Genomic DNA, 26,302 nt, shown 5'->3' on the forward strand with positions numbered 1-26,302 from the left:
TGGTACTCCTGAAGATGAGAGGAATCTTGTCCACGTGTTTATAACGCATCCATCACGGTGGCGCAGGGCTCGCTAACGCTGCCACCTGCAGGTTCACCTAGTGTCTTCCCCGTTTTCATCCCTGCGCTACCCAGCGTTCAACCACACACCCCCGGTTGAGGGGGTGGTGGTTTAGCCGTGGGCTTCAGTTCGCCTAGGCGGTGACGCGATAGACGTCGAAGACTCCCTCGGTGTTGCGCAGCGTCGTCATGAGCTGCCCCAGCTGCTTGGTATCGGACACCGAGAAGGTAAAGCGAACGGTCGCAATGTGGTCATCGCCGCGGTTGGACGTCATCGACAGCACGTTGAGGCTCTGCTCGCTGAAGATACGAGTCAGCTCAAAGAGCAGGCCCTGGCGGTCGATAGCCTCAAGTTGCAGTGTCGCGGAGAAAGCGCCGGAAGACTTCGGCCCACCGGCCCACTCCACCTGCATCATGCGCTCCGGCTCGGACTTCAGCTTTTCTGCGTTGGTGCAGTCCGCTCGATGGACCGACACGCCACCGCCGCGAGTGACGAAGCCAAAGATGGCGTCTCCTGGCACGGGCTGGCAGCACTTCGCCAACTTGGCCATGACGTCTGGGCTTCCCTCCACCAGAATGCCGGTGCCGGATGCGGAATCCTTCGTATGCTGCGCGCGGGAGTTCTCCAGCTCGCTCAGCGGGGTGCGCGAAGCCAAGGCATCGACTGCATCGTCTTGGTCCCCAAAGAGAGCCATGAGCTGGTTTGCTACGTGCTGCGCCGAGACGTGTCCTGCACCAATAGCGGTGTAGAGCGCGTCCACGTCGGGATAGTGCAGCTGCTCAGCCACCTGCTTCATGGAGCTGGCGGTGAACAGACGGTGCATGGGCAGGCCGCCGCGCTGCACCTCAGCGGCCAGGGCATCGCGCCCGGCTTCCAGATGCTCTTCACGGCGTTCTTTGGCAAACCACTGCCGTACCTTCGTCTTCGCCCGGGGCGACACCAGGAACTCCTGCCAATCCCGCGACGGTCCTGCGTTCGGGTCTTTAGAGGTGAAAATTTCCACCTTGTCGCCGGACTTGAGTTCAGACTCCAAAGCCACGAGTTTGCCGTTAACCTTGGCGCCGATACACCTGTGCCCCACCTCGGTGTGCACAGCGTAGGCAAAGTCAACGGGGGTGGAACCGGCAGGCAGGTTAACCACGTCGCCCTTCGGGGTAAACGCAAAGATCTGCTTGGCGGTCAGGTCATAGCGCAAGGAGTCGAGGAACTCGTTGGGATCTGCTGCTTCCTTTTGCCAATCCAGCAGCTGGCGCATCCACGCCATCTGGTCGACTTCTTCCTGGTGGCCGGAATTCTTGCCCTTAGTTTCCTTGTAGCGCCAATGCGCCGCCACGCCGAACTCAGCGTTGTAGTGCATCTCGTGCGTGCGCACCTGCACTTCAAGAGTGGAGCCACCGGCCGCAATCACGGTGGTATGCAGCGATTGGTACACGCCGAAGCGCGGCGAAGAAATGTAGTCCTTGAAGCGCCCCGGAAGAGCCTGGTACAGCGAGTGCACCACGCCGATCGCCGCGTAGCAAGAATTAATGTCATCGACAAGGATGCGAATACCGACGAGATCAAAAATCTCAGCGAAGTCACGTCCGCGCACAATCATCTTCTGGTAAATCGACCAGTAGTGCTTCGGGCGGCCCATCACCTCGGCCTCGATGCCGTTGGCCTTCAGCGCCTGGCTAACCTGAGCCTTGATTTCTTTGAGCGCTCGATCGCGCGAGGGTGCACGGTCGGCCACCATGCGTACGATTTCGTCGTACTTCTTCGGGTACAGGATGGCAAAGGCCAAATCCTCAAGTTCCCATTTGACGCTGGCCATTCCGAGGCGGTGAGCCAGCGGCGCGATGACGTCGAGAGTCTGGCGTGCCTTCTTCGCCTGCTTCTCCGGTGGGAGGAAGCGCATCGTGCGCATGTTGTGGAGACGGTCGCACACCTTGATAACCAACACGCGCGGATCGGTAGCCATTGCCACAATCATCTTGCGGATCGTTTCCGCTTCCGCAGCGGCGCCGAGTGCAACCTTGTCGAGCTTCGTAACACCATCGACAAGGCGAGCCACCTCAGGACCAAAATCACGAGTCAGATCCTCGAGCGAGTAGTCGGTATCCTCCACCGTGTCATGCAGCAACGCTGCTGCGACGGTCGTGGTATCCATACCTATCTCCGCGGCGATGGTGGCTACCGCCAGCGGGTGCGTGATGTATGGCTCACCGGACTTGCGGAAAACGCCTTCGTGCAGACGCTGTGCCGTGGTGTAGGCGTTGTTGAGTAGTTCCGCGTCGGCCTTCGGGTGAAACTCCCGGTGAATGGACATCAGCGGGTCGAGCGCCGGATTGATCTTTACTCTGCCGCCCGTCAGCGAACGAGCCAGGCGGGCGGACATGCCGCGGACGCCGCCTGGCCGCCATGCAGTCTTGTCCTGCTTTTCAGTCGTCATGTCTGCCTCCGCGAAGTAGCTTAGGCATACAACCTTAGTCCTTTGTCCCCATCTGGTTGAGCACAATCAGCGGAGAACCTTCCAGGCGCTCGCGGCCCTCCAGTCCCTGAACCTCCAGAACCACGACATTGCCCACGACCTCTGCTCCTGCGGACTCCAGGAGCAAGGTAGCGCCGTGGAGAGTGCCGCCGGTGGCGAGGACGTCGTCGACAAGCACAATGCGCTTGCCCTTGATGTCTATGCCGCTGTTAGGGATCTCCAGCGCGGCGGTACCGTACTCCAGCTCGTACTCCTGGGTCAGCACCGGTGGCGGCAGCTTGCCTTTCTTGCGAATGGCCAAAATACCTACCCCCAACTTGTACGCGACGGCTGAACCCAACAGGAATCCGCGCGCATCGAGGCCGCCGATCATGTCAGCACCGAGCTCCTTGCAGGCCTCAGCCAAGCCATCGACAACGGCGGCGAAGGATTCAGCATCGGCCAACACCGGAGTCAGGTCCTCGAAAAGGATTCCTTCCTCCGGGAAATCCGGGACAAGGCGAACCTTGTCTTTCAGGGCTTGTGCTGCTGCGACGTAAATCTCGCTCACGACTCTTCCTTTGTTTCGGTTGCTTCATTTCGGGTATAGCCCCAGCGGTCGAGATTCCACCCGATACCCGCAGGGCCAGTGTAGGGCACCACGCCAGTCACAGCGCGATCAACGATGAAGGTTCGGGGCTGCGCGGCGATGGGAATAGACGGCAGCTCCTCCCAAAGCTCTTGTTCCAGTGTGCGTAAAGCCGCAGCGTTCTTCACACTGGCAGTGGGCGCGGAATACTCCCGCATCGGGTCGACGGCTCCAAGGTAGACGTCGATCTCCGGCAACCCCGTCGAGGGGTCGGCGTCCAGTTGGGCACGGGATACACGATCCCCCGAACGATCCTCCACCGTAATCCCGGCTGGTTCGCAGGCTGCGCGTAGCTCCTCCACCATCGCTTTATAGCGCGGGTTAGGTGCCAGGTATCCGACGCCGACCGTATAGCCAGCGAGGCCGGAAGCAGTGGCGGTGTCTACAGGGACTGTGGTGAGCGACGCCATTTGTGATGCCACCGAATCACTGGTGCTCACTGTCCGCACGGAGACGGCGGGTACCTCCACGCCGGATTCCTTTGCGGAAACTTCTGCCATGCGTTGTGCATCGACGCAGGCAGCGAAAGCGGCGCGTGCCCACGGCTGCGCGAAGGTGCCGGCTTCGGAGAAAACCAAAGTATCGGTCATGCCTCCCGCAACGGAGTTAACGTCGACCGGTTTTCCTTCTGCGTCCCGATTCAGCCACGACGGTGCCGCGGTAGGTGACTCGGCCACGCGCAACTCGTCCGAGGCCACAAATGCAGCCGCATCCGCCGTGTTCGGCAGCATGACGATCTCCTTCAGCGACGGCTTGTCGCCGTAGTAGTTGTCGTTGGCGGTGAGTACGATGGCGCCGTCGTCCTCGACGCGATCAATGCTGTAAGGACCAAAGGAAATCTGTAGCTCGGGATCGAAACGGCCTGGTTCGGTAGAAAACCCCTCGCGCCACGCCTCCGCCACAGGCTGCAAGGTCGTCACGTCGTAGGCGTGAAGCGCCGCGTTGAGCTCCTCCATGCTAAGCCCTGCTCGCTTAGCTAACGCGTGGGCGGGCACCACCGTGCCCGTCCCAAACAGGTAGCGCCAGCGCGAACCAGCATCTGGGTTAAACCAGACGGTGAACTTCTTGCTATGCGGTGCACACTCCATCTCGGCTATGTCTTCCGCCAGCGGGAGGTGAGAGCCAAAGGTTTCGCTCAACTGCCCGGCGGTATATGCCAAAAGGTAGTCATCGCACGTCACCGGTTCGCCGTCGGCAAAGCGTGCCTGTTCCGTGAGCGTGAAGTCCACACGAGCGCCAACGCCCTCGCTCTCGGCCGGAACGTACTCAGCATCTGCCAGATCCGAGTTCGGAACCATTTGCCCAGCTGGGCCTGGCACGTACAACGCAGGGAACACGCGGCTGGCAAGCTGTGCGGCGCCCGCAGCTTCGCCCCAGGCAGAAGCCGCATTGCTGGTAGCGATTCGGGCGTCGCTCAGCACTGCGAAGCGCGGCGGCGGGACATCCTTGCCTGCCTTGTCCTCCTTCGCTCCGCACGCGGAAACGGTAAGAGCAACAGCGAGCAGTGCCGCGACTAATGAGGCGCGCACGATTTAGCGCCCAGGGCGCCAGGACGCGCCACCGGACTCCTCGCCGCGCGGCTTCGTTGCTGGCTCGGAGGCCGTGGATGGGGAAACTGCTGCCGGGGATACCACAGTGCGCGCGGGCTTCGGAGAATCATCGTCGGCGTCGTCTGCGTCCCCGCCTTCCGCCCGATAAGCGGCGACCTCAGCGTTATGCTTCTTGACGCTCTTGCGCTGGTTCGACAATGTCACCAGCAGCGTCGTTGCGAGGAAGATGGAAGAAAAGACGCCCTCGATAACGCCGATGAACTGGACTAAGGCCAGATCGCGCAGGGTACCGATACCCATCAGCCACACAGCGACGATGAACAAGGCGATAATCGGCAGCGCGGAAATGACCGAGGTAGAGATAGAACGCATCACGGTCTGGTTGATGGCTAGGTTGGTGAGATCGGCATAGGTCTTCTTACGCTGGCCCTCCAGCCCAGTCGTGTTTTCGTCGACCTTGTCAAAGACAATGACGGAGTCGTAGAGGGAGAAAGTAAGCACGGTCAGCAGGCCGATAATGACCGCCGGTGAAACCTCAATTCCGAAGAGGGCGTAGATACCCGAGATGAAAACACCGTCAAAGATAAGGGCGAGGATGGCGGCAAAAGCCATATCACGCTGCAGGCGAACCGCCACGTAGATAGTGGCGAGCACCAGGAAGACCGCCATGGCGATGACCATTCGCTTGGTAATCGACGCACCCCACGATTCCGAGACCGTCGAAGAACCGATCGCGTCCGGGCTGGGCTTGCCGTTTTCATCCTTGACTTGGAACTCTTCAAAGATGGCCTGGCGTGCCTGATTCACCTGATCCTGGGACAGGCGCTCGGAGGTGATTTCCAATGTCTCCGAGGAACCGGCGCCCACAATCTGCACCAGCTCCGGTGTGACACCGGTGGCATCCGTAAAGGTTTCCTCCACCTGCTCGGTGGTGAGGTCCCCTGCCGGCATGTTGAGCTTGGTACCGCCCTCAAAGTCGAGGGACAAGTTAAAGCCGCGAAGCGCAATGGCCAAAATGGACGCGATGAGCAGCACGCCGGCGATGGTGTACCAGGTTTTAGCCCTGCCCACGAAGTCGAATCCGCTTCCGTCCACGTAGAGACGGTCGAAGCGGGAAATCTTGCGGTTAGTGGTTTCGACAGCCATGTTTACTTCTCCTCATCCGCAGCAGTGGCAACGGGTTTCTTGGCCGGTTTGGCATAAAAGCCGCGTTCGCGACGCTCCTCCACAAGGTTGTAGATGCCACCAAGGCCATTCATCGACGGTTTAGCGAAGGCCGGGCGGCTGCCGAGGAGCTGCATGAGCGGCGCCATGATCAGGAAGGATACGACGAGGTCGAAGATCGTGGTTAGTCCCATGGTGAAGGCAAATCCCTTGACTGCACCGATGGACAGGAAGTAGACCACGACGGAACCGATCAGGGTGACGGCCTTACCCGTGACGATCGTTGCACGGGAGCGTTCCCAACCCGTGCGGGTAGCGGAGCGGAATGTGCGGCCGCCCAAGAGCTCATCCTTCATGCGCTCGTAGTAGACCACGAATGAGTCAGCCGTGGCGCCGATACCGATGACCAAGCCCGCCATGCCAGACAGGTCCAGCGAGTAGCCAATCCACCGGCCCAACAGAACCAGAGCGCCATAGAGCAGGACACAGGTGGCGATGAGCACCAGCAAGGCCACGGCGGACAGTGCGCGGAAGTAGTAGATGGAATACAGGGAGACCAAAATCAGGCCGACAATACCCGCAATAAGCGCTGCCTCAAGAGCTGCCTTACCCAGTGACGGAGGCACGGTTTCCACCGTTCCGCCCGGCTCGCCGTTAGCGCCCGTAAAGGACAACGGGAGCGCACCGTAGCGGAGGTTGTTGGCCAAGTTCTGGGCTTCTTCCTGCGTGAAATCACCCGTGATGGACGTGGCAGAACCCACCGGAGTCGCACCCTGGATAACCGGTGCGGAAATAACGGCGGAGTCAAGAGTGATGGCCACCTGCTTCTGCAGGTACTCCTGCGTCAGGGTGGACCACGTCTGAGAGCCGTTGGGGCCGTCGCCAGTCTTGAATGCGAAGCTGATCTCCATCTGGCCGGTTTGGCCGTTGAGACCGCCCTGAATTGGGGATTGGGTATCGATTTCGTTACCGGTCAGGCGGGTACCGTGTGGATCCTCAATGCCATCCAGCAGCGGAGCCGGCATCAGGATATAGGGCTGCTGGTTCGAGTAGTCACACGCCACGAGCGGCTTTGCCGGATCGTCCGTGCCGGCCAGCGGATCGGAATCGGCATCGCACCGCATCAGGCCCAGGGCCGCGGTTTGAACGGTGGGATCCTCGGACTGACGGTCCTTGAGAAGAACCTCGTTAACCTGGTCGCGACGTTCGGTTTCTTCCAGAGAGTTTGCTGGGTCCGGAAGCGGCTTTTCGCTCACGGTCGGGGCCGGAGACTTCTTCGCGTCCTTGTTTTCTTCCTTCTTATCCTCACCCTGGGCAGCATCGGCGCTCTGGTTAAGCGCGTCGTGGATAGAGGCCAGTGCGTCATTCGCCTGCTCCGGTGCCACGACGCCGAACTTGACCCAGCGGTTCGCCATATCCGTCATGGTCTTTTCAAGCTTGTCCAAGTCCGGCATCGGCTGCTCCCCCACTGGGCGGAACAGCAGCTGCGAGGTTTGACCCACAGCCTGTGCCTGGGAAGCGTCTTCGCCCGGCACCGTAATGACCAAGCTAGAGCCGCTGATAACGACCTCAGAGCCGGAGACGCCCATACCGTTGACACGCTGCTCCAGGATGTTGCGTGCCTGCTGCAGCTGGTCCTGGGTGGGGTCTTCGCCCTGCGGAACGAGGGTTACACGCGTACCGCCCTGCAAATCAATGCCGAGCTTGGGAGTCGGCGATTTATCGCCGGTGAAGAAGATAAGGGCGTAAACCACAATGACAATGAGCGCAAAGAGCGCCATTGCTCGCCTGGGCCATTGCCGTTGACGGCTGCTAACGCCACCACGTTTCGAAGCGGACACAAAGATCTCCTGTGTTGTGAGGAACAGGGCTAAAAATCATGGGTCACGGCAGCCACTGCGACGCACGTGCTGAGTGTCGCGGCGCCACCATGACTAAAGCACAGTCCATCATCGTACGTCATGGACCGGCATAATCCTTAACAGGTTTAAGGTGAGGCACCCGCAGTGTGACGAGTGCAACTTGTTTAGAGCTTCGGAAAGCGTTCGTCCTCGCCCTCCTCTGGCTCAGCCGCCGCTTCGTTCTGGGAAGCAATCGGCTCAGCGGAGCGCACGATGGCCATGGTGTCGAAGGTCATCACCGTGCCGTCCTTGACTCGCAAATCAACCTGTTCACCGCGGGCCTCCACCACGGTGCCGTGCAGGCCACCGGCCGTAATCACGTCTAAGCCTGGGCGCAACGAGGACTGGAGCTCCTTCATCTGCGCTTGGCGCTTGCGCTGCGCGCGCATGGACATGAAGCTCGGCAAAATGACGAGGACGGCGAGAACAAGGAGAAGAATAAGTTGGGTTCCGTTCATAAAAGGCCAGTGTGCCAGACCTGCCCGCCTCCCGGCCAATTGCCGGGACGATTAGAAGAGTGTCCCGCCGACAGTTCCTTCGGGCGCCTCAAGGCCCAGGTGCTGCCAGGCCGCTGCCGTGGCAACACGGCCACGCCCGGTGCGGGAGATCATTCCGGCGCGCACGAGGTAGGGTTCGCAGACCTCCTCGACGGTTGACGGTTCCTCGCCCACCGCAATAGCCAACGTATTAACCCCCACGGGTCCACCGCCGTGTCCCTTAATGAGGGCCTCGAGCACCGCGCGGTCAAGACGGTCCAGCCCACGTTCATCAACGTCGAAGACCCGAAGCGCTGCCTGGGCAGCTGCCACATTAATGTGCCCATCTCCGTTGACCTCGGCATAGTCGCGCACACGACGCAACAGCCGGTTAGCAATACGCGGCGTCCCGCGCGATCGGGAGCCGATCTCCACCGCGGCATCCTGGTCGATATCAACCTCCAAGATTCGCGCTGCTCGGGTAATCACTCGGGTGAGGTCCTCGGTATCGTAATACTCCATCTGCGCGGTGAAACCGAAGCGGTCACGCAACGGACCAGTCAGCATGCCCGCGCGCGTCGTCGCTCCCACCAGAGTAAAAGGTGGGATTTCCAGCGGGATGGAGGTCGCCCCAGGGCCTTTGCCCACGATGACATCGATGCGGAAATCCTCCATTGCCATGTAGAGCATTTCTTCCGCGGGACGGGCGATGCGGTGGATTTCGTCGATGAAGAGCACGTCACCTTCCATGAGATTCGACAGCATCGCGGCCAAGTCTCCGGCCCGCTCCAGTGCGGGGCCGGACGTCATGCGCAGGGAACTTCCCAGTTCTTGAGCGATAATCATCGCCATCGTGGTCTTGCCCAGCCCAGGCGGGCCGGAGAGCAACACGTGATCCGGGGTGACACCACGGTTTTTCGCGCCATTGAGCACGAGCGATAGCTGTTCGCGCACCTTGGGCTGGCCGATGAATTCATCGAGGGATTTCGGGCGCAGTGAGCGCTCAATATCGTGCTCGCCTTGTTGCTCTGTGGCGTCCACATCCTGGTTACGCTGCGGAGGCGAGGTTAAATCCATCCCCTCCGGCAGCTTAAACTCAGTGCGTTCTACATCTGACATGTCGTCCACTCTCCCCTATTTTTTGGCCCCGAGTTGGTTGAGGGCTGCTCGCAGCACCACCGGCGTCGCCGCATCGGGCTGCTCAGCCACTACCGATTCCACCACCGGTCGAGCCATCTTGTCTGTAAAGCCCAACCCAATAAGCGCCTCAACGACATCCTCCACCACGGGGCCGGCAGCCGCAGGGGCGGAGGCCGCAGGATCAGCACCGTCCGTGGGTGCAAACGCCTGCACCTTCTCCTTGAGTTCTAGGATCAAGCGTTGCGCCACGCGCTTTCCTACCCCCGGGATTTTCTGCAGCCGTGCAGCCTCCTCCCCCGCAATTGCTTGGGCCAAATCACCTGCGCTCATCACGGACAACGCGGCTAGAGCCAGTTTGGGCCCCAGCCCAGAGACCGTCTGGAGGACGTGAAACATGTCGCGGTCATCCTGGCTGGTGAACCCGTACAGCGTCATCGAATCTTCTTTCACCACGAGCGTGGTCATGACTCGGGCTTCCTCACCACGCTGGAGCGTGCCCAGTGTGGCTGGGGTGGCCAGCACCTTGTATCCCACGCCGGCGCATTCGAGCACGGCATGATCAAGCTGGATGTCGAGGACAGTTCCGCGCAAAGATGCAATCATTAATCAGGTTCCTTGGTTCGAGTGGATGTACCACATAGCTTAAGAGGTCGTCTTCGCTGCCCGAGAAACGGACGCGGTGCGTGGTGAGGTGCCGCGCACACCGCTCGTTCGTGCCCCAGCCCCCACGCCAGCACTCGGATCACCCCCGCTCATCCATGCCAGGGCCGGCGCACGCCAGCAGTGGCAGACAGCAAGGGCCAAGGCATCCGCAGCGTCCGCTGGCTTAGGCGACTCGCTGAGCCCCAGAATTCGGGTGATCATGGCGGTCATCTGCTTCTTATCAGCGCGCCCGTTGCCCGACACCGCCTTCTTCACCTCCGAAGGGGTGTACATGTGTACTGGGATGTCGCGCTCTGCGGCTGCAAGCACCAAGACCCCGACTGCGTGCGCGGTCTGCATCACGGTTGACACCTGACCGCGTTCGAATACGCGCTCGAGCGCCACGACATCCGGCTTATAGTCATCCATCCATTCCCGGACCGCGACTGACAGCCGCTTAAGGCGCTCTCCCAGATCCTTGTCACTGGGCGTACGGACGACGCCCACGGCGATGGGAATGACCGCGCGCCCACGTCCGGCTTGGACAACAGACAGGCCACAACGCGTCAGACCGGGATCAATACCCATGACACGCAACCCCTCCAAGTTCACGGCTGCCTCCTCGCCCTTTTTATTCTCACCCTATACAACCACTCGTTTATCTAGAAACAGTGTACACACATGTGTTCTAGTGCAGGCAGTCCCCCGAGCCGAATACATTCCCTCAGATTGTGGGGCGTAGAGTGGCGCGCATGTCTCAACATCCTAATAGCTTTTCTGAGTTCATTCGTTCCCGCCATTCCGCGCGCGCGTTCCTTCCGGACCCCATCCCCGCAGCGGTTATAGAACAGGTGCTGATCGACGCCCAATCCGCCCCCTCCAACTCCAATACCCAACCCTGGAATGTGCACCTGGTTGGCGGTACGGCATTGCAGGACTTGAGCGCGGCTCTCATTGCTGAGTTCGATAAGAATGGAATCAACCCGGACTTCACGATTGACTACGGTCAGGGCGTCCACCCGCAGCGCTCGCAGGCGTTAGCAGCCAAGATGTACGGTCTCCTCGGTATTGCGCGCGAGGATAAGGAAGCGCGCACGGAATTTGTCCGTGAGAACCTTCGCTTCTTCGGCGCCCCACACGGCTTTGCTCTTCATTCCCCCAATGGGCGACCGTATCCGCGCTGCCTTTGATCAAGGTACCTATGCGGAGAATTTCTTGCTCTCGCTTCAAGCGCACGGCTACCGCGGTGTCCCGCAAGGCATGATTTCACTCCTCGCCCCGACCGTCCGTGAATTCCTCGGAGTGGACGAGGAGCACAAGCTTGTCACCGCCCTGACCTTCGGCATTGCAGACGAGTCCAGTCCTGTGTTCAACACAGCCCCGGGCCGTGCCCCGCTGTCAGAGACGGTAACTGCTCATGGCATAGAAGACCTCAAGCTCGACTAGCCGCGTTAGTCCTCGTCCAGCTGGGCGAGGACCTCTTCGCTCAGGTCCATGTTGGTGTAGACGTTCTGGACATCGTCCGAGTCCTCAAGAGCGTCGATGAGGCGGAAGATCTTACGGGCATCATCTGCCTGCAGCGGTACCTCGACTGAGGCGCGGAAGTCGGTATCGGTGTCATCGACCTCGATATCGGCGGCAACGAGAGCCTCGCGCACGGCGGGGATATCACCCGGCGCACAGGTAATCTCAAACTTCTCGCCATTGTCGTTGACCTCTTCGGCGCCGGCTTCCAACACAGCGAGCAGGACATCGTCCTCATTAAGCTCGCCCTTTTCCACCAACACCAAGCCGGTGCGGGCGAACATGTATGCCACGGAGCCGGACTCGCCGAGGTTGCCGCCGTTCTTGGTCATGGCGGTGCGCACGTCCGTCGCCGCGCGGTTGCGGTTATCCGTCAAGCACTCGATGAGCATGGCGACACCGTTCGGGCCATACCCCTCGTACATCACGGTTTCCCAATCGGCACCGCCTGCTTCTTCGCCGGATCCGCGCTTGCGGGCGCGCTCAATGTTGTCGTTAGGAACAGAGGCCTTCTTGGCCTTCCTAATCATGTCATCAAGGGTTGGGTTTGCGGCGGGATCACCGCCACCGGTGCGGGCGGCCACCTCGATATTCTTAATCAGCTTGGCAAATTCCTTGCCACGCTTGGCATCGTTCGCCGCCTTCTTGTGCTTCGTTGTTGCCCATTTAGAGTGGCCTGCCATGTCATCCCTTTCGATGTGGCTATATAAAAAGCTTGTAGAAACTGCTGCAATTATACGGCCTTGTCCTGGATCCACCGGAACAGGGGTCCGCGCGTGCGTCTCGCACGCCGTGGTGCTGACCCCCGGTGGCTAAACGTTTTGCCAATTCCCGTTGGCGCTTGAGCCTTCGGCGTCCGGATGCAGGATGCGCGTCAGGCCCTCCTGCATCGCCACGGCCAGTAGCTCGCCGCGCTGATTGAAGATCTTGCCCTCTGCTAGCCCCGTCCCGGTTTGTGCTGAGGGGCTGGACTGCGAATACATCATCCACTCATCCACTCGAACTGGCCGCAAGAACCACAGAGAATGGTCCAGGCTGGCTAGCTGAATCCTCTCGCCCTGGTGCGGAAGCAATGCTGTACGAATCAGCGTCATGTCCGACATATACAGCAGCGCCGCCTGGTGGAGGGACTGGTCGGCAGTGCTAAGAAAGTCACCAGTGTTACGGAACCAAATATTCCTAAACCCGGCACCGGTGGTTTCCGCGGCAATCGCGTCGCGGTCCGCATCCGGGACAAGCCGCACATCCCAGTCTTCCCACTCTTTCAAGATGATTCGGGTGGAATAGGGCGAGTCCTTAATACTCTCCGGTGGCGGCACCTGCGGCATGTCCGCTTGGTGCTCAGGGCCACTGTCCCCTGGCGCTTGGAAACCGGCGCTGAGCATAAAGATCAAGCGATCGTCCTGAAAGACCCGTACGTGTCGGTGCGCAAAAGAGCGGCCATCCCTAATCCGCTCGACCCGAATGGTGGTGGGAGCGCCAGAATCGCCCGGCCCCACGAAGTAGCAATGCATGGAGTGGGCAAACTTGTCGTCAACGGTGAGCTGCGCCGCGCGGAGCGCCTGCGCCATGGTTTGCCCGCCAAAGGTGCGCGTAATGAGCGATGGAACCACAGGGCCGCGGAACTCGTCGTCGCCGATTCGCTCGAGGTCGACCGCCTGGGCCACCGTTGCCATGTCTTGCTCCCTTCCTTGTGCGTTGTAGCGTGCGCCGCGATATGGCGCCCGCCACACTAACCCCGACTATCCTACTCACGTGCTGATCCACCCCCGGAGGTTGCGTACTATATTCCGCATGACTTCAACCACGCCGCACAGCGTGCACCGCGTAGCCGCTTACCTGGAAATGGTCACGTGGGGACTGCTGATTCTCTCGATGATCCTCAAGTACTCGGGCACCACCGCAGCACTCACCCCACTTGCGGGAGGTATCCACGGCTTTGGCTTCCTGTGCTTTTTGCTCATGACGGCCCTGGTGTGGATTAACAACCGATGGCCAATGGGCATCGGGATCCTGGGCCTGGTTGTCACCGTGATTCCCTTCGCAGCATTGCCTTTTGCGCTGTGGGTTTCGCGGCGCGGGCTCGTTGCTGGTCCGTGGCGATTTAGCGATGACGCGGAGCCGCAGAGTTTCTTCGACAAGCTCTTAGCCCAGGCCGTGCGCCACCCCGTCCGCACCGCGCTTATCGCGCTGCTCGTCGTTGCCGTAGTGTTTAGCATCCTTCTCATGTTGGGCCCACCCGTCGACGTCGAATCCGCCATTGAAGATAATCGCTAAAGTCCCGACTATCTGGGCTGGATGGGTGCTGGCGCGCCTTTTCCTTATCTACCTACTCGTCAACGAAACGGGTCCGCTCGGGGATGTCCGGTACTACCTCGCGGGCGTATACGGGGATAACCCCCGTGACATGACGGAATATCCCCAGGTGGGTACCTGGCCCAGCATCCTCCTTGCGTGGATTACCGGCGACGACTACGAGGCCTATGCCATCGGCTTTACGGCAATGGTGCTGCTTGCCGACGGCGCCTTCCTCGCCCTTCTCCTACGCCATCACCGTTCCAACCCCGGGGCATATAGCGCCGGATGGTTTTGGGTGTTCTTTGGCACCGCGGCGGGCCACGTTTTCGCGTGGCGGCTCGATCTCTATCCTGCCTTGCTGGTTGCCGGTGCGGGCGCGCTTCTGGCTACCCGTCCGCGGCTCGCCTCAGCTTTGTTGGCGTGGGCCACCGCCACGAAGCTGTGGCCGGGGGTCCTCGCTGCCGGGCTCGTCGGGAGAGCAAACTCCCGCGATACCTGGCAGCGGCTCGCCGCATTCTTTGGAAGCCTTCTTGCCCTGTGCCTCGGTGTAGCAGCGATGACCAGCGTGGATAGGGTTCTATCCCCGTTGACGTATCAAGGTGAGCGCGGTCTCCAGATTGAGTCTCTAGCCGCTACGTGGTTCGTGTACCAGGCGCATCGCCATCCTAATGTGTGGACGATGGGATACGCGGCCTCGAAGAGCTATGAGATCTCCGGTCCCGGCGTCGACACGGCACTCGCTATCAGCACCATCGCGACGGGCGCGGCCCTCGTGTGGATCGTGGGCGTAGCATTCGTGCACTTTCTACGGGGGTTCTGGAGCCCACATTCCACCGTGGTCTTTTTCATCGCGGCGATTCTGCTTCTCATCGCAACGAATAAGGTCTTCTCCCCGCAGTACATCGTGTGGCTCGGGCCGATACTAGCGGTGGCGCTTCGCTCCCCCGTCCCCAAGTCACCCGCCGGGCAACGGCAGAGGGCCGCCGATATCACAGGGGTACGCACCATCATGGCCGTCCTCGCCGTGGGAACAGCGGCTTTGGGAACCGTCATCTACCCCTATGGCTATGACTACATCTGGTTCTATGTCGGTAAGGACCCCAACCCGGTGTATGCCCTCGTACTGCGCAACCAGCTCATCCTCGTCATGGCTGTTCTGGCTCTCTACTGGCACCGCCTCGAGTATCGCGCAGCGCGAGCAGCTCACATGTCGATCTGACTTAGTTCGAAAAACTCAGGCAGCTTCGCTGTTCCCCCCAAGCGCAGCAGCTTGACAGCGGGGCGCAACCGCAACGCACGAGTATCGCTGACTGCTTCGTTGTAGAAGCGGTGAGCTAGGTGAATGCGCCCTTCCGCGTCGGCAAGCAAGGCCGGGCGTGATTCAAAGCGCTGCTGGATGGCTGCGGACAACTCTCGCTCCCGGGTGGCACGCTCATCGAAATTCCCCTGTGCTAGCTCGGAAGACTCCGCCCTCGCCGCAATGCCCTCGAGCTCCGGCGCCAGCGCGCTCACGACCGCCGCACGGCGGTCGAGCGTGGACTCCAACTGCGCTAACGCCGCATCGGTGCGGATGTGGAGGGAGTTGAGCCGCTGTGCTGTGTACAGGGCCCACATTCCGAGCACAATCGCCAGAGCAAGGATGATGACAACTTCGATCGGCATTTAAGACACACGCACCTTTGTTCCGTCCGCTACCGTTTCATAGACGCGCATTACGGCTGCGGCCACATGGTCCCAATCGTATTCGCGAGCCCTCTCCATTCCCGCTGCGGTCAAGGCGTGTCGCTTGTCGGAATCACTCACCACATCGTGCAGCACGCGGGCTAGATCCGCGGCATCACCGTTACGGAACAAAGCACCGGCGGGTGTGTCCGAATCGACGTTGCACACCGCGGCGAAGGCCTCCAAATCTGAAGCCACGACCGCGCAGCCGGCGGCCATTGCCTCGACGAGGACGATGCCGAAACTTTCGCCGCCTGTATTGGGCGCCACATAGATATCGGCGCGTCCGAGGATGGCTGCTTTCTCGGCATCGCTGACCCGCCCCACAAAGTCAACCCCTGGGGCGCTTCGCGGGTGCCCTCCTCCCATGACCGTCACGCGGACGGGCTCTGGGAGAAGCGTCAGGGCTTCGAGAAGAATGTCCAACCCCTTGCGCGGTTCATCGAGGCGCCCCAAAAACACGATTTCAATCTCCGAATCGCGTCGCTCACGCTCAGCTCGCTCCCGCTCGCGGGCATACACGGAGGTATCCACGCCATTGGGGATAAGCACGGGGTCACCGCCAAGCTGCTCCACCTGCCAGCGCCGCGCCATCTCCGAGACCGCGATCCCGCCCCGGACCTTTTCCAGATATGGGCGCAGGAAAGGCTTAGCTAGGGTCAGCGCGAGAGAACTGGAGGCGGATGCATGGTACGTCGCCACGATCGGCCCGCGCGCCAGTGCCAAGGCTGCCATGGAATAGCTTGGGGAGTTCGGTTCGTGAATGTGGAGGATATCGAAGTTGCCCTCGCGGATGAAGCGCTTGATGTTGCGGCGCACGTGCGGGCCGATGGACAGGCGGGCCACGGATCCGTTATAGGTGATCGGCACCGCCCAGCCTCCCTTGCGCACGAAGCTGGGGACCTGCGTGCTTGCCGACGCCGGCCCCAGCACCTCCACAAAATGGCCCTGTTCAATAAAAACAGTAGCTAGGTCAAGGATGTGGGCCTGAACGCCGCCAGGTTCGTCGAAGGAATAGGGGCAGATGATACCGATCCGCATGATGTGTTCTGCCTTTCTATTTCTTCGCGCGCGCCGCCCGCCGGCGTTCTACGTCGGCGTTCCAATGCGGCTGCAGCATGTGCCAATCCTCTGGATGCGCTCGGATGTTTTCTGCGAAGCCTTCTGCGAGCCGCTGGCAGGTCTCGTGAAGAGTGGTAACTTCCACCTCGGGGCTGACGGACAAGCCCCATTCCTTACCATCGAACCATGAGTGCACCACGTGGAGGGCCGCTCCCGTCTCGATGGCGAGTTGGGCGGGGCCTGCGGCAACGTTGGCTTCTTCGCCCATGAAGTCTACCGGCACACCAGTGCGTGTGAGGTCACGCTCGGACAACAAACACACCACGCCACCACGCTCCAGGGTGTCTTTCAAACGCGGAAAAGGCGAGGAACTTCCGCCGGTCAGCGGCAAGACGGTAAAGCCAAGGCTCTCGCGGTAGTCCACAAAAGCGTCGAAAAGCGCCTCGGGTTTTAGGCGCTCGGCCACGGTGGTGAATCCGCCATAATGACCCACGCAGAAAACCCCCGCCATGTCCCAATTGCCGGAGTGTGGAAGGGCGAAGATCACCCCGCGGCCCGATGCCACGGAGGCGTCCGCGTGCTCCTTGCCGCGCAGCCCTGCCAATAGGCGTTTCTGCAGCTCGGGGTCCGAGTGGATGGCAGGCAAGCGAAAGGCCTCGAGCCAGTAACGCATGTAGGAACGCATCGAGTCACGCACCAGCTCGCGCGTCACGTTTTCGGCGCCCACCACGCGGCTGAGGTTGCGGCGCAGCTGCTCCATGCCCTTGCCATTGTCGCTGGCCAGATCCGCGCCGCGCTCAAACAGCCAGGCAGCCAGTGGCTGTGGGAGAAAACGTACAACTTTCCAACACGCGATGTACGCGGCGGCCGTCAGGCGTTCACGATCCACTAGAGCCACGGTTGAGAAGCCTTTCTGTGCGGGCCGGGGTCGGGTGCCGGCTGAGCGGAGCGATTACTTAGGCTAAAGATCCTTCTTGAAACGCGCTTTAGTGTCCTGGCGCGCCGCTTGGCGCATGCGCTGGTAAATGGTGAAGACAGAACCGACAGCTAGGAGCCAGAGCGAGACTTCTAGGGCATAAGGAACCCCCAGTCCCTCCAGACCCACGCCGCCGAGGCCCAGAATCAGGCGCTCGGGGCGCTCGACGAGTCCGCCGACCATCTTAAAGCCGGAGGCCTCACCGCGCGCCTTGACATAGGAAATGACCTGGGAGCTCACGAGCACCACCATGCAGGCGGCGAAGTTAAGCGGGTGAGCATTGTCGACGTACACCATCCAAAAGGCAATCGCTGCGAACAATGCGCCGTCGGTAATGCGGTCACAGGAGGCGTCGAGAGTAGCTCCGAAGTTGGAACCGCCCGTAGTCAGGCGTGCCATGGTGCCGTCGAGCATGTCGAAGGCTGCGAAAAGCCCCGAGAGTAGCGCTGCGGCGAAAAGGTGGTCGAGCGGGATGAGGATGACCGAGATAGCAATGGTGACAATCGTCCCCACGATGGTGACGATATTGGGGGTCAGGCCCATCTTGAGGAAGAGCTTGGCCACTGGGACCACAACCACGGCGGCGGGCTTGCGCCCATGAACACTAAGCATGCGCTTCTCCTAAGATGATTCCCTCGGCGGCGAGCTCCGCCCACCCCTGCGCCAGCAGGGAGCGGGTGTCCTTGAGGAGCTGCGGCAGCACTTTGACGCCGTCCACGATAGTCATGAAATTAGAGTCCCCGCTCCAGCGCGGAACAATGTGCATGTGCAGGTGCTGCCCCACCGATCCACCGGAGGCGCGCCCCAGATTGAATCCAGCGTTGACGGCATCGGGGCCGGAGACCTTCTTGAGAACCCGGATAGCTGCTTGGGCAAACTGGAAGAGCTCACGGGATTCCTCCTCGGTGAGGTTTTCCAGCTCAGATTCTTGACGGTACGGAATGACCATCATGTGCCCAGCGTTATAGGGATAGAGGTTGAGCACACAGTAGACAAGCTCGCCGCGGGCCACGATGAGCCCGTCCTCGTCCGACATCTGCGGAATCTCCACGAACGGATTGTGGGCTTTCTTCGGCACGTCGCCGGCGCCGCCCTCACGCTTGATGTAGCTCATGCGGTACGGCGCCCATAGGCGCTCTAAGCGGTCGGGCGTTCCCAGGCCGGTATCGACGTACTCTCCCACTCTGTATGTTCTCCCTTTCTAGCCTCTGCCTAGATGCATATGCATCTAGACGCGCTCGGCGATGCTGTCCTTGGTCGGTTGTTCGTTATTGCGCTCACGAACCCACGCCTCGATGACGTTGATTGCCGCCTCGACCGGCACACCGTTGACCTGGGTGCCGTCGAGGAAGCGGAAGGAGACCGCACCCGCTTCGACGTCACGCTCACCGGCCAGAAGCATGAATGGCACCTTGCCGGTGGTGTGGTTACGGATCTTCTTCTGCATGCGGTCATCGGAGGTATCCACGTCAGCGCGCAGGCCGCGTGCGCGCAGCTGTGCACAAACTTCCTCGAGGTGCGGGGCAAAGGTATCAGCGACTGGAATGCCCACCACCTGGTGCGGGGCCAGCCACGCCGGGAATGCACCCGCGTAGTGCTCTAGGAGCACGCCAAAGAAACGCTCGATGGAGCCGAAGAGCGCACGGTGAATCATGATTGGGCGCTGCTTGGTGCCATCCGACGCCGTGTACTCGAGCTCGAAGCGCTCGGGCAGGTTGAAGTCCAGCTGCACGGTGGACATCTGCCAGGTACGGCCGATGGCATCGCGAGCCTGAACGGAAATCTTCGGGCCATAGAAGGCCGCGCCTGCCGGGTCCGGGACCAGCTCAAGGCCGGACTTCTCCGCCACCGACTGCAGGATCTTCGTCGAGCGCTCCCAGATCTCATCCGAGCCAACGTACTTGTTCGGGTCCTTGGTGGACAGCTCAAGGTAGAAGTCATCCAGGCCGTAGTCCTTGAGCAAGGAAATGATGAACTCCAGAACCTTGGTCAACTCTTCTTCGAGCTGCTCCGGGGTGCAGTAAATATGCGAGTCATCCTGGGTAAAGCCGCGAGCGCGGGTCAGGCCGTGGATAACGCCAGATTTCTCGTATCGGTAGACCGTTCCGAACTCAAAGAGGCGCAGCGGCAACTCGCGGTAGGAACGGCCGCGGGAGGCGAAGATGAGGTTGTGCATTGGGCAGTTCATCGGCTTGGCGTAGTAGTCCTGCGGCTGCTTGGTGCAGTTGCCATCCTCGTCCCACTCACCGTCGAGCTGCATCGGCGGGAACATGCCATCCGCGTAGAAATCCAGGTGACCGGACTTCTTGAACAGGTCTCCCTTGGTCAGGTGCGGGGTGGACACGAAGGAGTAGCCGTCAGCGATGTGGCGGCGGCGGGAGTGTTCTTCCATCTCCATGCGCACGGTAGCGCCATTGGGGTGGAAGACGGGGAAACCGGAACCAATCTCATCCGGGAAGGAGAACAGGTCCAGCTCAGCACCCAGGCGGCGGTGGTCACGCTTTTCAGCTTCTTCCACCATGGTCTTGTAGGACTCCAGGGCCTCCTTGGATTCGAAGGCGGTGCCATAAATGCGCTGCAAACCAGCCTTGGACTGGTCACCGCGCCAGTAGGCAGCAGAGGAACGCGTCAGGGCAAATGCCGGGATGTACTTGGTGGTCGGCACGTGCGGGCCGCGGCAGAGATCGAACCACTCCACCTCGCCGGTGCGCGGGTTGACGTTGTCATAGTGGGTCAGATCTCCGGCGCCCACCTCGGCGGCCTCATCGGAATCTGGGTCCACGTTGCCCTTGTCCTGGACCAGCTCCAGCTTGAAGGGCTCGTTGGCCAATGCCGCCTCAGCCTCCTCGGTGGTGGCATAGACGTGGCGCTCGAAGCGCTGGCCGCCCTTGATGATCTTCTTCATACGCTTCTCAATGGCCTTGAGGTCCTCTGGGGTGAAGGGCTCAGCGGTCTGGAAGTCGAAGTAGAAGCCATTCTCGATGGCCGGGCCAATGCCCAGCTTGGTGCCGGGGAATTCCGCCTGTACTGCCTGGGCCATGACGTGTCCGCAGGAGTGGCGGATAACGGCGCGGCCATCTTCCTCGCAGGCAGCAACCGGGGTGAACTCGGCGTCCGTGTCCGGGGTGTGGGAAAGGTCGTAGAGGGTGCCGTCGGCGCCGCGGACGACGACAACTGCTTCGGGGCCCTTGTTGGGCAGCTCATGCTCGCGCATCGCTGCTCCCACGGCAGTCCCGGCCGGGACCGTGATCGGGTCGTAGTTCACCGGGACTGCTGGAATCATTTCCGCCATGACTTGGTGCGCTCCTTTGCGCTCACGCGCCACTCGACATACCTGGCCGAGCAGCACTCATCGAGAAAGTTACAGCGGCTTAGTCTACCCCTCTTAACTGCGTATGAGCGACTCGCCCCAGAAGGTTTCGCCTTCAGTTCCGGCTGGCATGAAGTACACGGCCGAACCAATGTGGGTGATCCACTCGTTGAGCCGATCAGCTTCGTCAAGGCGCGCCTGAATAGGCTCGAACTGGGTCGTAGGGTCCTTCTGGTAGCAAATAAAGATCAACCCGGCGTTGCTGAGCTCACCGCGCTGGGTGGTCTCCGGAGTCGGCGGCAGGTTGTAGTTATACGGGCGACGCAACAGTTTTTGCTCTGGATGCTCCGCCGGCGGATGCGCTCTGGCGACATGAGAGTTCTCATCAATGGCTTTGAGCCCAAACTCGTTGCGGGCGTCCAAATCCACCGGGTCGAACTCGTCCTTAGCACCTATAGGAGCTCCGGTATCGAGAGTGCGCCCAGTCGAGTTCTCACGTGCTGCGCGATCAAGCTGCTCCCATGTGTCCAGGTTCATGTGGATGCGGCGTACCACCATGGCGCTGCCGCCGGCGAAGGGGCCATCTTCGATCCACACCTGCTCGTTGAAATCTTCATCGCTGCGGGGGTTGACCGTGCCGTCTTTCTGCCCGAAGAGATTGCGTGGAGTTGCTCCCTTCGGTGCCGAACCATAGGCATGGCTGAATCCCTGCTGAATCCACGCAACGTCGGCGTAATCTTTGCCTGCGCGGGTCATATGCCGCAACACGAAGGCGGCAGTGAAAGGATCATCGCTGCAGATCTGCAGGACGATATCCGTCTGGCCCCATTCCGGGCGGAGGTCATCATGGTCAAAAGCCTGGATATCGCGCAGCCAGCTGGGCTTGGCGACGTCCACCGTGTCGAAGAATCCCTCTCCCCAACCGCACGTGACGGTAAGGTTTGCTGGGGTGGTAGACAATTCGGGTTCGAGGCTGCCCAACGGGTTCTCACCCGTGCAGAGGCGACGGGCATCCTCCGTCCACAGTCGCATCAACGCGGCCGCGCCGCGAGCGGTGGTGTCCTTTTTGAGGTTAAAGCCCACCAATTCCACGTGCGCCTGAACCGGAGTTTGGATGCCTGCTTGGTGCTTGCCGTCGAAGGCGACGATATCGTCGCCCATGGTCTCCTCGCGGTTTTCCGGGCCTGTGCTGCCGGCGTCCCCAGCCTGCGCTGCGCGAGAGGCATCCGCGGAGGCATCCGCAGATGCCTGTCCAGGTTCATCCCCTTTCGCACAGCTTGCAAGCGCTACCGCGCTTGCCGCCACAGCGCTTCCGGCGAGCAGTCCACGCCGACTGACAGGTTCCTCGAACCCGCTCATCTTTGATATCTCCCTATCTCGTGAGAACCGATTTCTTGCCTACCTTGGCCCGGAACACGCTGGTTTCTAGTGCGCGTGCTCTTCCTTCTTCATGTCAGACATGTCTGCGGAGTCCGAGTGGTCCATGTGCTCACCATGATCCATGGATCCGTGGTCCATATCGCCGTGGTTCATGTGGCCCATGTCGCCGTAGTCTTCATCGCCGGCGCCAATGGTGCGCACCGGGATATCGCCGAGCTCGATCGTGGAGCCGTCGGCAAGCTCCAGCGTCAGGGTTGCGGTCTCACCGGCCATGACGGGCTCGGTTACTCCCATCAGCATGAAGTGGAAACCTCCCGGCGCGAGCTCGAGGGATTCGCCAGCGGGGATGTCGAAGCCTTCTTCCTTCTCCTTCATCACGCCGTCTACGACCTCGTGGATCTCATAGTGCTTAGCCTTCACCGAAGAGCTGAAGCCAACTACGTTGATGTCCTTGTCCGTGTTGTTGTGGAGCGTGCCGAAGATAGCGGTCATATCGGAGTCCTTCTCCATGGCGCGCACGACAGCATCCTCGAAAGTTACGCCAGACTCAGCGGAGGAAGAAGCCGACGTGCTGGTTTCCGCACCCTTCTCTGCGCTGCTGTCAGCGCTGGCCGCGGTGCTCGTCGCGGTAGCTGTCGAGTCCTCCTCGCTCGGCGAGCAACCAGCCAAGGTGAGGCTGACAGCCGCGATAGCAACTACGGAGGTACGGAAGAAAGAACGGGATTTCAGCATGGAACATGCCTTTCTGGAGTAATTACCTGAAGGGGATGAGGTGGATTGGCTCGCGCGTCATCGAGGCCCTGTGTGGCCTAGCCTGCGCCATCGGAGCGACGTGTTTTCGCCCCGAAGGCGAAGACTGCCGCACCGACGACGAGAACTGCCCCGATACCAATGATCCATTTAGCAGCTGCGGGCAGGGAGCTCAGGGGGTCCTGGGAGTCCTCTGCACCGCCGTCTTCCGCGGCAGCATCCGCGTCACTTTGGCCAGAGGCTCCAGACGACCCATTGCCTGCCTCCCCTCCGGCAGCACCGGAAGCTACGCTGAACGGCACCGAGCCGAGTGTGGAGTGACCATCGGAGGAGGTAATGCGAAAACCTACTTGGTATTCGCCGTCACCAGGTTCGATGTCCTGGGGAACCTCAATGGTGAGGTTTCGTCCGTCAATGGTGGGTGTGGCATCAAAGAGCACGTCGCCGGAGGTTGTGTCGCTCACGGCGAAAGTGTTGAAGTCATCCCGAGGAATGCCAGAGAACTCCAGCGTGATTTCACGGGGGAATTCTTCCAGCGGTGCGTCACCCACCACGTTGCCGCCAATGACTGAGTCATGTGCCGCGGCTAGTGGCGCGGACAGCCCAATCACGAGGCTCACGGCCCCAGCGGCGACTACTGTGGTGACCTGACGCAACTGCATTTCTTGGATGACTCCTTGATGGCGTGATGAAACTTTTGATTGAAGGTTCCCTCATCCTATCGCTGGGAGGGATCTCCTAGCCAATCCTTAACCCCACGTGGAGTGCGTGGGGTTATCAAGTAGTCGTTGCACGCGACAGAAAAGTTCCCTATGCCTACGCAAGCGTGGATTATGCCGCAGTTCCCGCAGGTAGCACTAGTGTCTACGCCCGCGAAGAAGGATGACCACCAAGATGATGACGGCAAGCGCAATGATGCCCAAGGCTGCGGCCAAGAGAAATCCTAGGGTGCCAAGACCCAAGCCTTTATCCTCGTCGGCGCTTGCTGCTTGGTCCGTCTTGTCTTTCGCTCCTTCTTCATCGCTCTTTGGGGCCTCAGTCTCGTCCTTAACCGGCTCATAGATGGGACCTTGGATTGGGTCTCCCAAGACCTTGGTGGTGAGGGCGTACTTCATCGTGGCTCGCTTGCCGTTAAGCACGTCACCTTCTTTATTGGAATCCGATCCCGCATCCAGAGTAACTAGGACATAGTAGTCACCCTCTAGCCAGTTGGCGCGAGCTTGCGCTCCGTTGGGGGCACTGTCACCGAAGCGATTCGTATAGGCTGTCGGACTCTCCGAGTGGGTACTGGCTTCATCGCCTTCCTTTGGCCACGTCATGGATTCACTCTTACCGGCACGCTCCCGCACGGGGTTGAGGATCTCCACATTCATGTGCGTGTACTGTAAAGCATCCTCATCGGAGACCTCCCCCACCTTTAGGGCAGCGGCTAGCTGCTGACCTTCCTTCATGGGAACTTTGAAGACTTGCGCCTCACCGAGCACGATGTCGGTCTCGATGGTGTTTCCGCTTTGCAGCTCAGTGGCATCGGCGAACCAGCTGGCCGCGCGGACCTTCTCTGCTCCTTCAAAATTGGCGTGAAGTTCTCCCTCTATTTCGCTGTCCAGCCCGCTGACTAGGTCATCAATGTTGGTCACTGGGTCGATTCGACGAACAAGGATCTCCACATCTAGAGGCTCATCGGCCTTATAGGTCATCGCTCGCATCGCGGTTAAGACGATTTCATCGTCAGGGCATTTCTCGGAGCCCATCTCCCGGGTAAAGGCACTCGCGCTAGGCAAAGCATCTGAGCGAATGGAAGTATGGAAAGAGTCCTGATCGGCTGTGCACTCAATGGAGCCTTGTTCACCGCCATGATTTCCGGTTGGTGGCTCGGCACCGTCACCGAAGAAAACCTTCATTCCGAGACTTCGCGGCCTCACCACCGCGCCGTCCAAAGTCTTGTATATTGACGCTACATATCGCTCCCCTGGCTTGACGGGGATAGACCACGACTCAGCGTGAAAATCCTTGTGAGAGTCCTCGCCGCCGTTCGGCGGGGCATCCAGTTGCGCACGGAAGATGAAATCCTCACCAGACTCCCAGCGTGGAAGCGGCGTTGGTTGACTGATATCTTCGCTGCCTTCAATCTGTTCGACATCGGATTGGTAGATGTCCGCAGCGCGTCCGGCGGCCTTCCTAATCATCGCTGCCAGGGAATCTGCATCCCCGGCATCGAGATACTCGCCGCCTGCGGCATCTGCAATGCAGGAAAGCTCCTTGCGGGCTTCCTCGTCAACATTGAAGCCAATGGTGTTGATGACGAGATCAACGCCCTGCTCGTGAAGCTCTTTGGCTACTTCACATACTGGCGGCGGCGCACAGGTATCAATCCCATCCGATACAAGGACGATCGTTCCGTGCTGACCGCCCAACTCCTCGGCGGCCTTCTTCAGGGAATCACCAATCGGGGTATACCCCTTAGCTTGAAGGTCATCGATTGGCCCAGTGAAAGAATCCCCCACGTCCTCCTTAGGCCCACTCACCACGTGGATATCACGGCATCCGGCTTCCTGATTCTCAGGGGCTTCGTCGACCGTGCCACCATACGTGACGAGTCCCAACGGGATGGTGCCGCCGAGTTCGGAGACGAAGTTCTTCGTTGCGTCCTTCGCGGCATCAAGGCGGGTCTGCCCGCCAGCATCCTGGACATTCATAGAGCCCGAAGAGTCGAGCACAAGCATCGTCGCACCGCTCTGTGCCTCTGCTGAATCTCCACTCGGTGCAGACTCGGAGTCAGCCGCGGACGCCGAACTAGGCTCTTCACTGCGCGTGACGCCCGTGGGATTCTGTGCAAACGCTGGCACGGCTATCGCGCTAAGAAATGCGAGAAGCATTACGGCGAGACTGATAAAAGCGCTGCGTAGTGCGCTTTGAAGGGACGATGATGACGGGGAGAAGGCTCTCATGATGTCCATTTCCTTGAGACGACAAGTCTGTGAGAAACATCATAAATGGCTGGCGAAAGGTTCGCCTAGGGACGGGGAAAAGTCCCCTTCCAACACGCCCACCTCAAAACCTGCACATCACCCAGGCAACCGCGCCAAACCCGAACGTTCACGGTAAATTAGCCCTTAAGCCCGGATTTTGGCCGCTATTTACCGTGAATGACCACAAACTGGCTCAAGGGCGAAGAAATTGAAAAAGTGCCCCTCCCAAACTGGAGGGGCACTCGATGTGGAGCGGATGACGAGACTCGAACTCGCGACC

Annotated in this window: 25 protein-coding genes; 4 read left to right on the plus strand and 21 right to left on the minus strand. The window is 60.4% G+C overall.

Translation table 11 applies throughout. The annotated features are described in order from the left end of the window. Positions 1-193: 193 nt before the first annotated feature. From HMPREF2993_RS00575 to ruvC, 9 genes are all read right to left on the minus strand, one after another. Positions 194-2,491 carry a RelA/SpoT family protein gene (locus HMPREF2993_RS00575; RefSeq protein WP_049154885.1) on the minus strand — a complete coding sequence of 766 codons (2,298 nt, stop codon included), beginning with the start codon at positions 2,489-2,491 and terminating at the stop codon, positions 194-196. A 34-nt stretch (positions 2,492-2,525) separates the two neighbouring features. Then, positions 2,526-3,080, minus strand: a complete 555-nt coding sequence (locus HMPREF2993_RS00580; RefSeq protein ID WP_046648146.1) for an adenine phosphoribosyltransferase — start codon at positions 3,078-3,080, stop codon at positions 2,526-2,528. Then, positions 3,077-4,687: an ABC transporter substrate-binding protein gene (locus HMPREF2993_RS00585; RefSeq protein WP_083318663.1), complete on the minus strand. Its 1,611-nt coding sequence runs from the start codon at positions 4,685-4,687 to the stop codon at positions 3,077-3,079. Before HMPREF2993_RS00585 ends, HMPREF2993_RS00580 begins: the two co-directional genes overlap by 4 nt. A gap of 3 nt (positions 4,688-4,690) precedes the next feature. After that, positions 4,691-5,854 (minus strand): protein translocase subunit SecF, encoded by a 1,164-nt coding sequence (gene secF, locus HMPREF2993_RS00590; RefSeq protein WP_070700407.1) that lies wholly within the window; start codon positions 5,852-5,854, stop codon positions 4,691-4,693. A 2-nt stretch (positions 5,855-5,856) separates the two neighbouring features. Further along, on the minus strand, positions 5,857-7,653 hold the full coding sequence (gene secD, locus HMPREF2993_RS00595) for a protein translocase subunit SecD (protein ID WP_210401532.1): 1,797 nt from the start codon (positions 7,651-7,653) through the stop codon (positions 5,857-5,859). A 245-nt stretch (positions 7,654-7,898) separates the two neighbouring features. Then, positions 7,899-8,231, minus strand: coding sequence for a preprotein translocase subunit YajC (gene yajC, locus HMPREF2993_RS00600; RefSeq protein ID WP_046648149.1), 333 nt, complete (start codon positions 8,229-8,231; stop codon positions 7,899-7,901). A gap of 51 nt (positions 8,232-8,282) precedes the next feature. Further along, positions 8,283-9,368 carry a Holliday junction branch migration DNA helicase RuvB gene (gene ruvB, locus HMPREF2993_RS00605; RefSeq protein WP_046648150.1) on the minus strand — a complete coding sequence of 362 codons (1,086 nt, stop codon included), beginning with the start codon at positions 9,366-9,368 and terminating at the stop codon, positions 8,283-8,285. Positions 9,369-9,383: 15 nt separating this feature from the next. Further along, on the minus strand, positions 9,384-9,992 hold the full coding sequence (gene ruvA / locus HMPREF2993_RS00610; RefSeq protein WP_046648151.1) for a Holliday junction branch migration protein RuvA: 609 nt from the start codon (positions 9,990-9,992) through the stop codon (positions 9,384-9,386). 39 nt (positions 9,993-10,031) lie between these two features. Beyond that, on the minus strand, positions 10,032-10,643 hold the full coding sequence (gene ruvC, locus HMPREF2993_RS00615) for a crossover junction endodeoxyribonuclease RuvC (protein WP_046648152.1): 612 nt from the start codon (positions 10,641-10,643) through the stop codon (positions 10,032-10,034). A 140-nt stretch (positions 10,644-10,783) separates the two neighbouring features. Here ruvC and HMPREF2993_RS13940 point away from each other — a divergent pair, with 140 nt between their 5' ends. Both HMPREF2993_RS13940 and HMPREF2993_RS13945 read left to right on the plus strand, forming a co-directional pair. Beyond that, complete coding sequence (locus tag HMPREF2993_RS13940) at positions 10,784-11,221, plus strand: nitroreductase family protein (protein ID WP_256380862.1); 438 nt, start codon at positions 10,784-10,786, stop codon at positions 11,219-11,221. Then, positions 11,193-11,477 carry a nitroreductase family protein gene (locus HMPREF2993_RS13945; protein WP_256380863.1) on the plus strand — a complete coding sequence of 95 codons (285 nt, stop codon included), beginning with the start codon at positions 11,193-11,195 and terminating at the stop codon, positions 11,475-11,477. The genes HMPREF2993_RS13940 and HMPREF2993_RS13945 overlap by 29 nt, the downstream gene beginning before the upstream one ends. A 5-nt stretch (positions 11,478-11,482) precedes the next feature. Here the strand turns inward: HMPREF2993_RS13945 and HMPREF2993_RS00625 are convergent, their stop codons facing one another. Both HMPREF2993_RS00625 and HMPREF2993_RS00630 read right to left on the minus strand, forming a co-directional pair. Continuing rightward, on the minus strand, positions 11,483-12,238 hold the full coding sequence (locus HMPREF2993_RS00625; RefSeq protein ID WP_046648155.1) for a YebC/PmpR family DNA-binding transcriptional regulator: 756 nt from the start codon (positions 12,236-12,238) through the stop codon (positions 11,483-11,485). Between the two features lie 129 nt (positions 12,239-12,367). Further along, positions 12,368-13,231 carry an acyl-CoA thioesterase gene (locus tag HMPREF2993_RS00630; protein ID WP_070700413.1) on the minus strand — a complete coding sequence of 288 codons (864 nt, stop codon included), beginning with the start codon at positions 13,229-13,231 and terminating at the stop codon, positions 12,368-12,370. A 118-nt stretch (positions 13,232-13,349) separates the two neighbouring features. Between HMPREF2993_RS00630 and HMPREF2993_RS00635 the strand changes: the two genes are divergently transcribed. Then, positions 13,350-13,832, plus strand: coding sequence for a DUF3817 domain-containing protein (locus tag HMPREF2993_RS00635; RefSeq protein ID WP_070679721.1), 483 nt, complete (start codon positions 13,350-13,352; stop codon positions 13,830-13,832). A 130-nt stretch (positions 13,833-13,962) separates the two neighbouring features. Next, the gene (locus HMPREF2993_RS00640; RefSeq protein WP_246822294.1) at positions 13,963-15,072 is read left to right on the plus strand and encodes a DUF2029 domain-containing protein; all 1,110 of its coding nucleotides are present in this window, start codon (positions 13,963-13,965) and stop codon (positions 15,070-15,072) included. Here the strand turns inward: HMPREF2993_RS00640 and HMPREF2993_RS00645 are convergent. The 10 genes from HMPREF2993_RS00645 to HMPREF2993_RS00690 form a co-directional block, all read right to left on the minus strand. After that, the gene (locus HMPREF2993_RS00645; RefSeq protein WP_070700418.1) at positions 15,057-15,515 is read right to left on the minus strand and encodes a LemA family protein; all 459 of its coding nucleotides are present in this window, start codon (positions 15,513-15,515) and stop codon (positions 15,057-15,059) included. The genes HMPREF2993_RS00640 and HMPREF2993_RS00645 overlap by 16 nt on opposite strands. Next, entirely contained in the window at positions 15,516-16,616 is a 1,101-nt protein-coding gene (locus HMPREF2993_RS00650) for a glycosyltransferase family 4 protein (protein ID WP_070700421.1), read from the minus strand. A 16-nt stretch (positions 16,617-16,632) separates the two neighbouring features. Then, positions 16,633-17,535, minus strand: a complete 903-nt coding sequence (locus HMPREF2993_RS00655; RefSeq protein ID WP_046648161.1) for a phosphatidylinositol mannoside acyltransferase — start codon at positions 17,533-17,535, stop codon at positions 16,633-16,635. 63 nt (positions 17,536-17,598) lie between these two features. Next, complete coding sequence (gene pgsA / locus HMPREF2993_RS00660) at positions 17,599-18,225, minus strand: phosphatidylinositol phosphate synthase (protein ID WP_046648162.1); 627 nt, start codon at positions 18,223-18,225, stop codon at positions 17,599-17,601. Beyond that, positions 18,218-18,796 carry an ATP adenylyltransferase gene (locus tag HMPREF2993_RS00665; protein ID WP_046648163.1) on the minus strand — a complete coding sequence of 193 codons (579 nt, stop codon included), beginning with the start codon at positions 18,794-18,796 and terminating at the stop codon, positions 18,218-18,220. Before HMPREF2993_RS00665 ends, pgsA begins: the two co-directional genes overlap by 8 nt. A gap of 45 nt (positions 18,797-18,841) precedes the next feature. Next, entirely contained in the window at positions 18,842-20,905 is a 2,064-nt protein-coding gene (thrS, locus tag HMPREF2993_RS00670; protein WP_070700423.1) for a threonine--tRNA ligase, read from the minus strand. Positions 20,906-20,998: 93 nt separating this feature from the next. After that, positions 20,999-22,282 carry a Dyp-type peroxidase gene (locus tag HMPREF2993_RS00675; RefSeq protein WP_070700424.1) on the minus strand — a complete coding sequence of 428 codons (1,284 nt, stop codon included), beginning with the start codon at positions 22,280-22,282 and terminating at the stop codon, positions 20,999-21,001. Positions 22,283-22,348: 66 nt separating this feature from the next. After that, positions 22,349-23,035, minus strand: a complete 687-nt coding sequence (locus HMPREF2993_RS00680) for a copper chaperone PCu(A)C (protein WP_046648166.1) — start codon at positions 23,033-23,035, stop codon at positions 22,349-22,351. A 77-nt stretch (positions 23,036-23,112) separates the two neighbouring features. After that, entirely contained in the window at positions 23,113-23,715 is a 603-nt protein-coding gene (locus tag HMPREF2993_RS00685; protein WP_046648167.1) for a copper resistance CopC family protein, read from the minus strand. 195 nt (positions 23,716-23,910) lie between these two features. Beyond that, positions 23,911-25,929: a vWA domain-containing protein gene (locus HMPREF2993_RS00690; RefSeq protein WP_246822296.1), complete on the minus strand. Its 2,019-nt coding sequence runs from the start codon at positions 25,927-25,929 to the stop codon at positions 23,911-23,913. Positions 25,930-26,302: the final 373 nt, after the last annotated feature.

The sequence above is a fragment of the Corynebacterium sp. HMSC068G04 genome, assembly GCF_001814885.1.
GTDB classification, from domain to species: Bacteria; Actinomycetota; Actinomycetes; order Mycobacteriales; family Mycobacteriaceae; genus Corynebacterium; species Corynebacterium hiratae.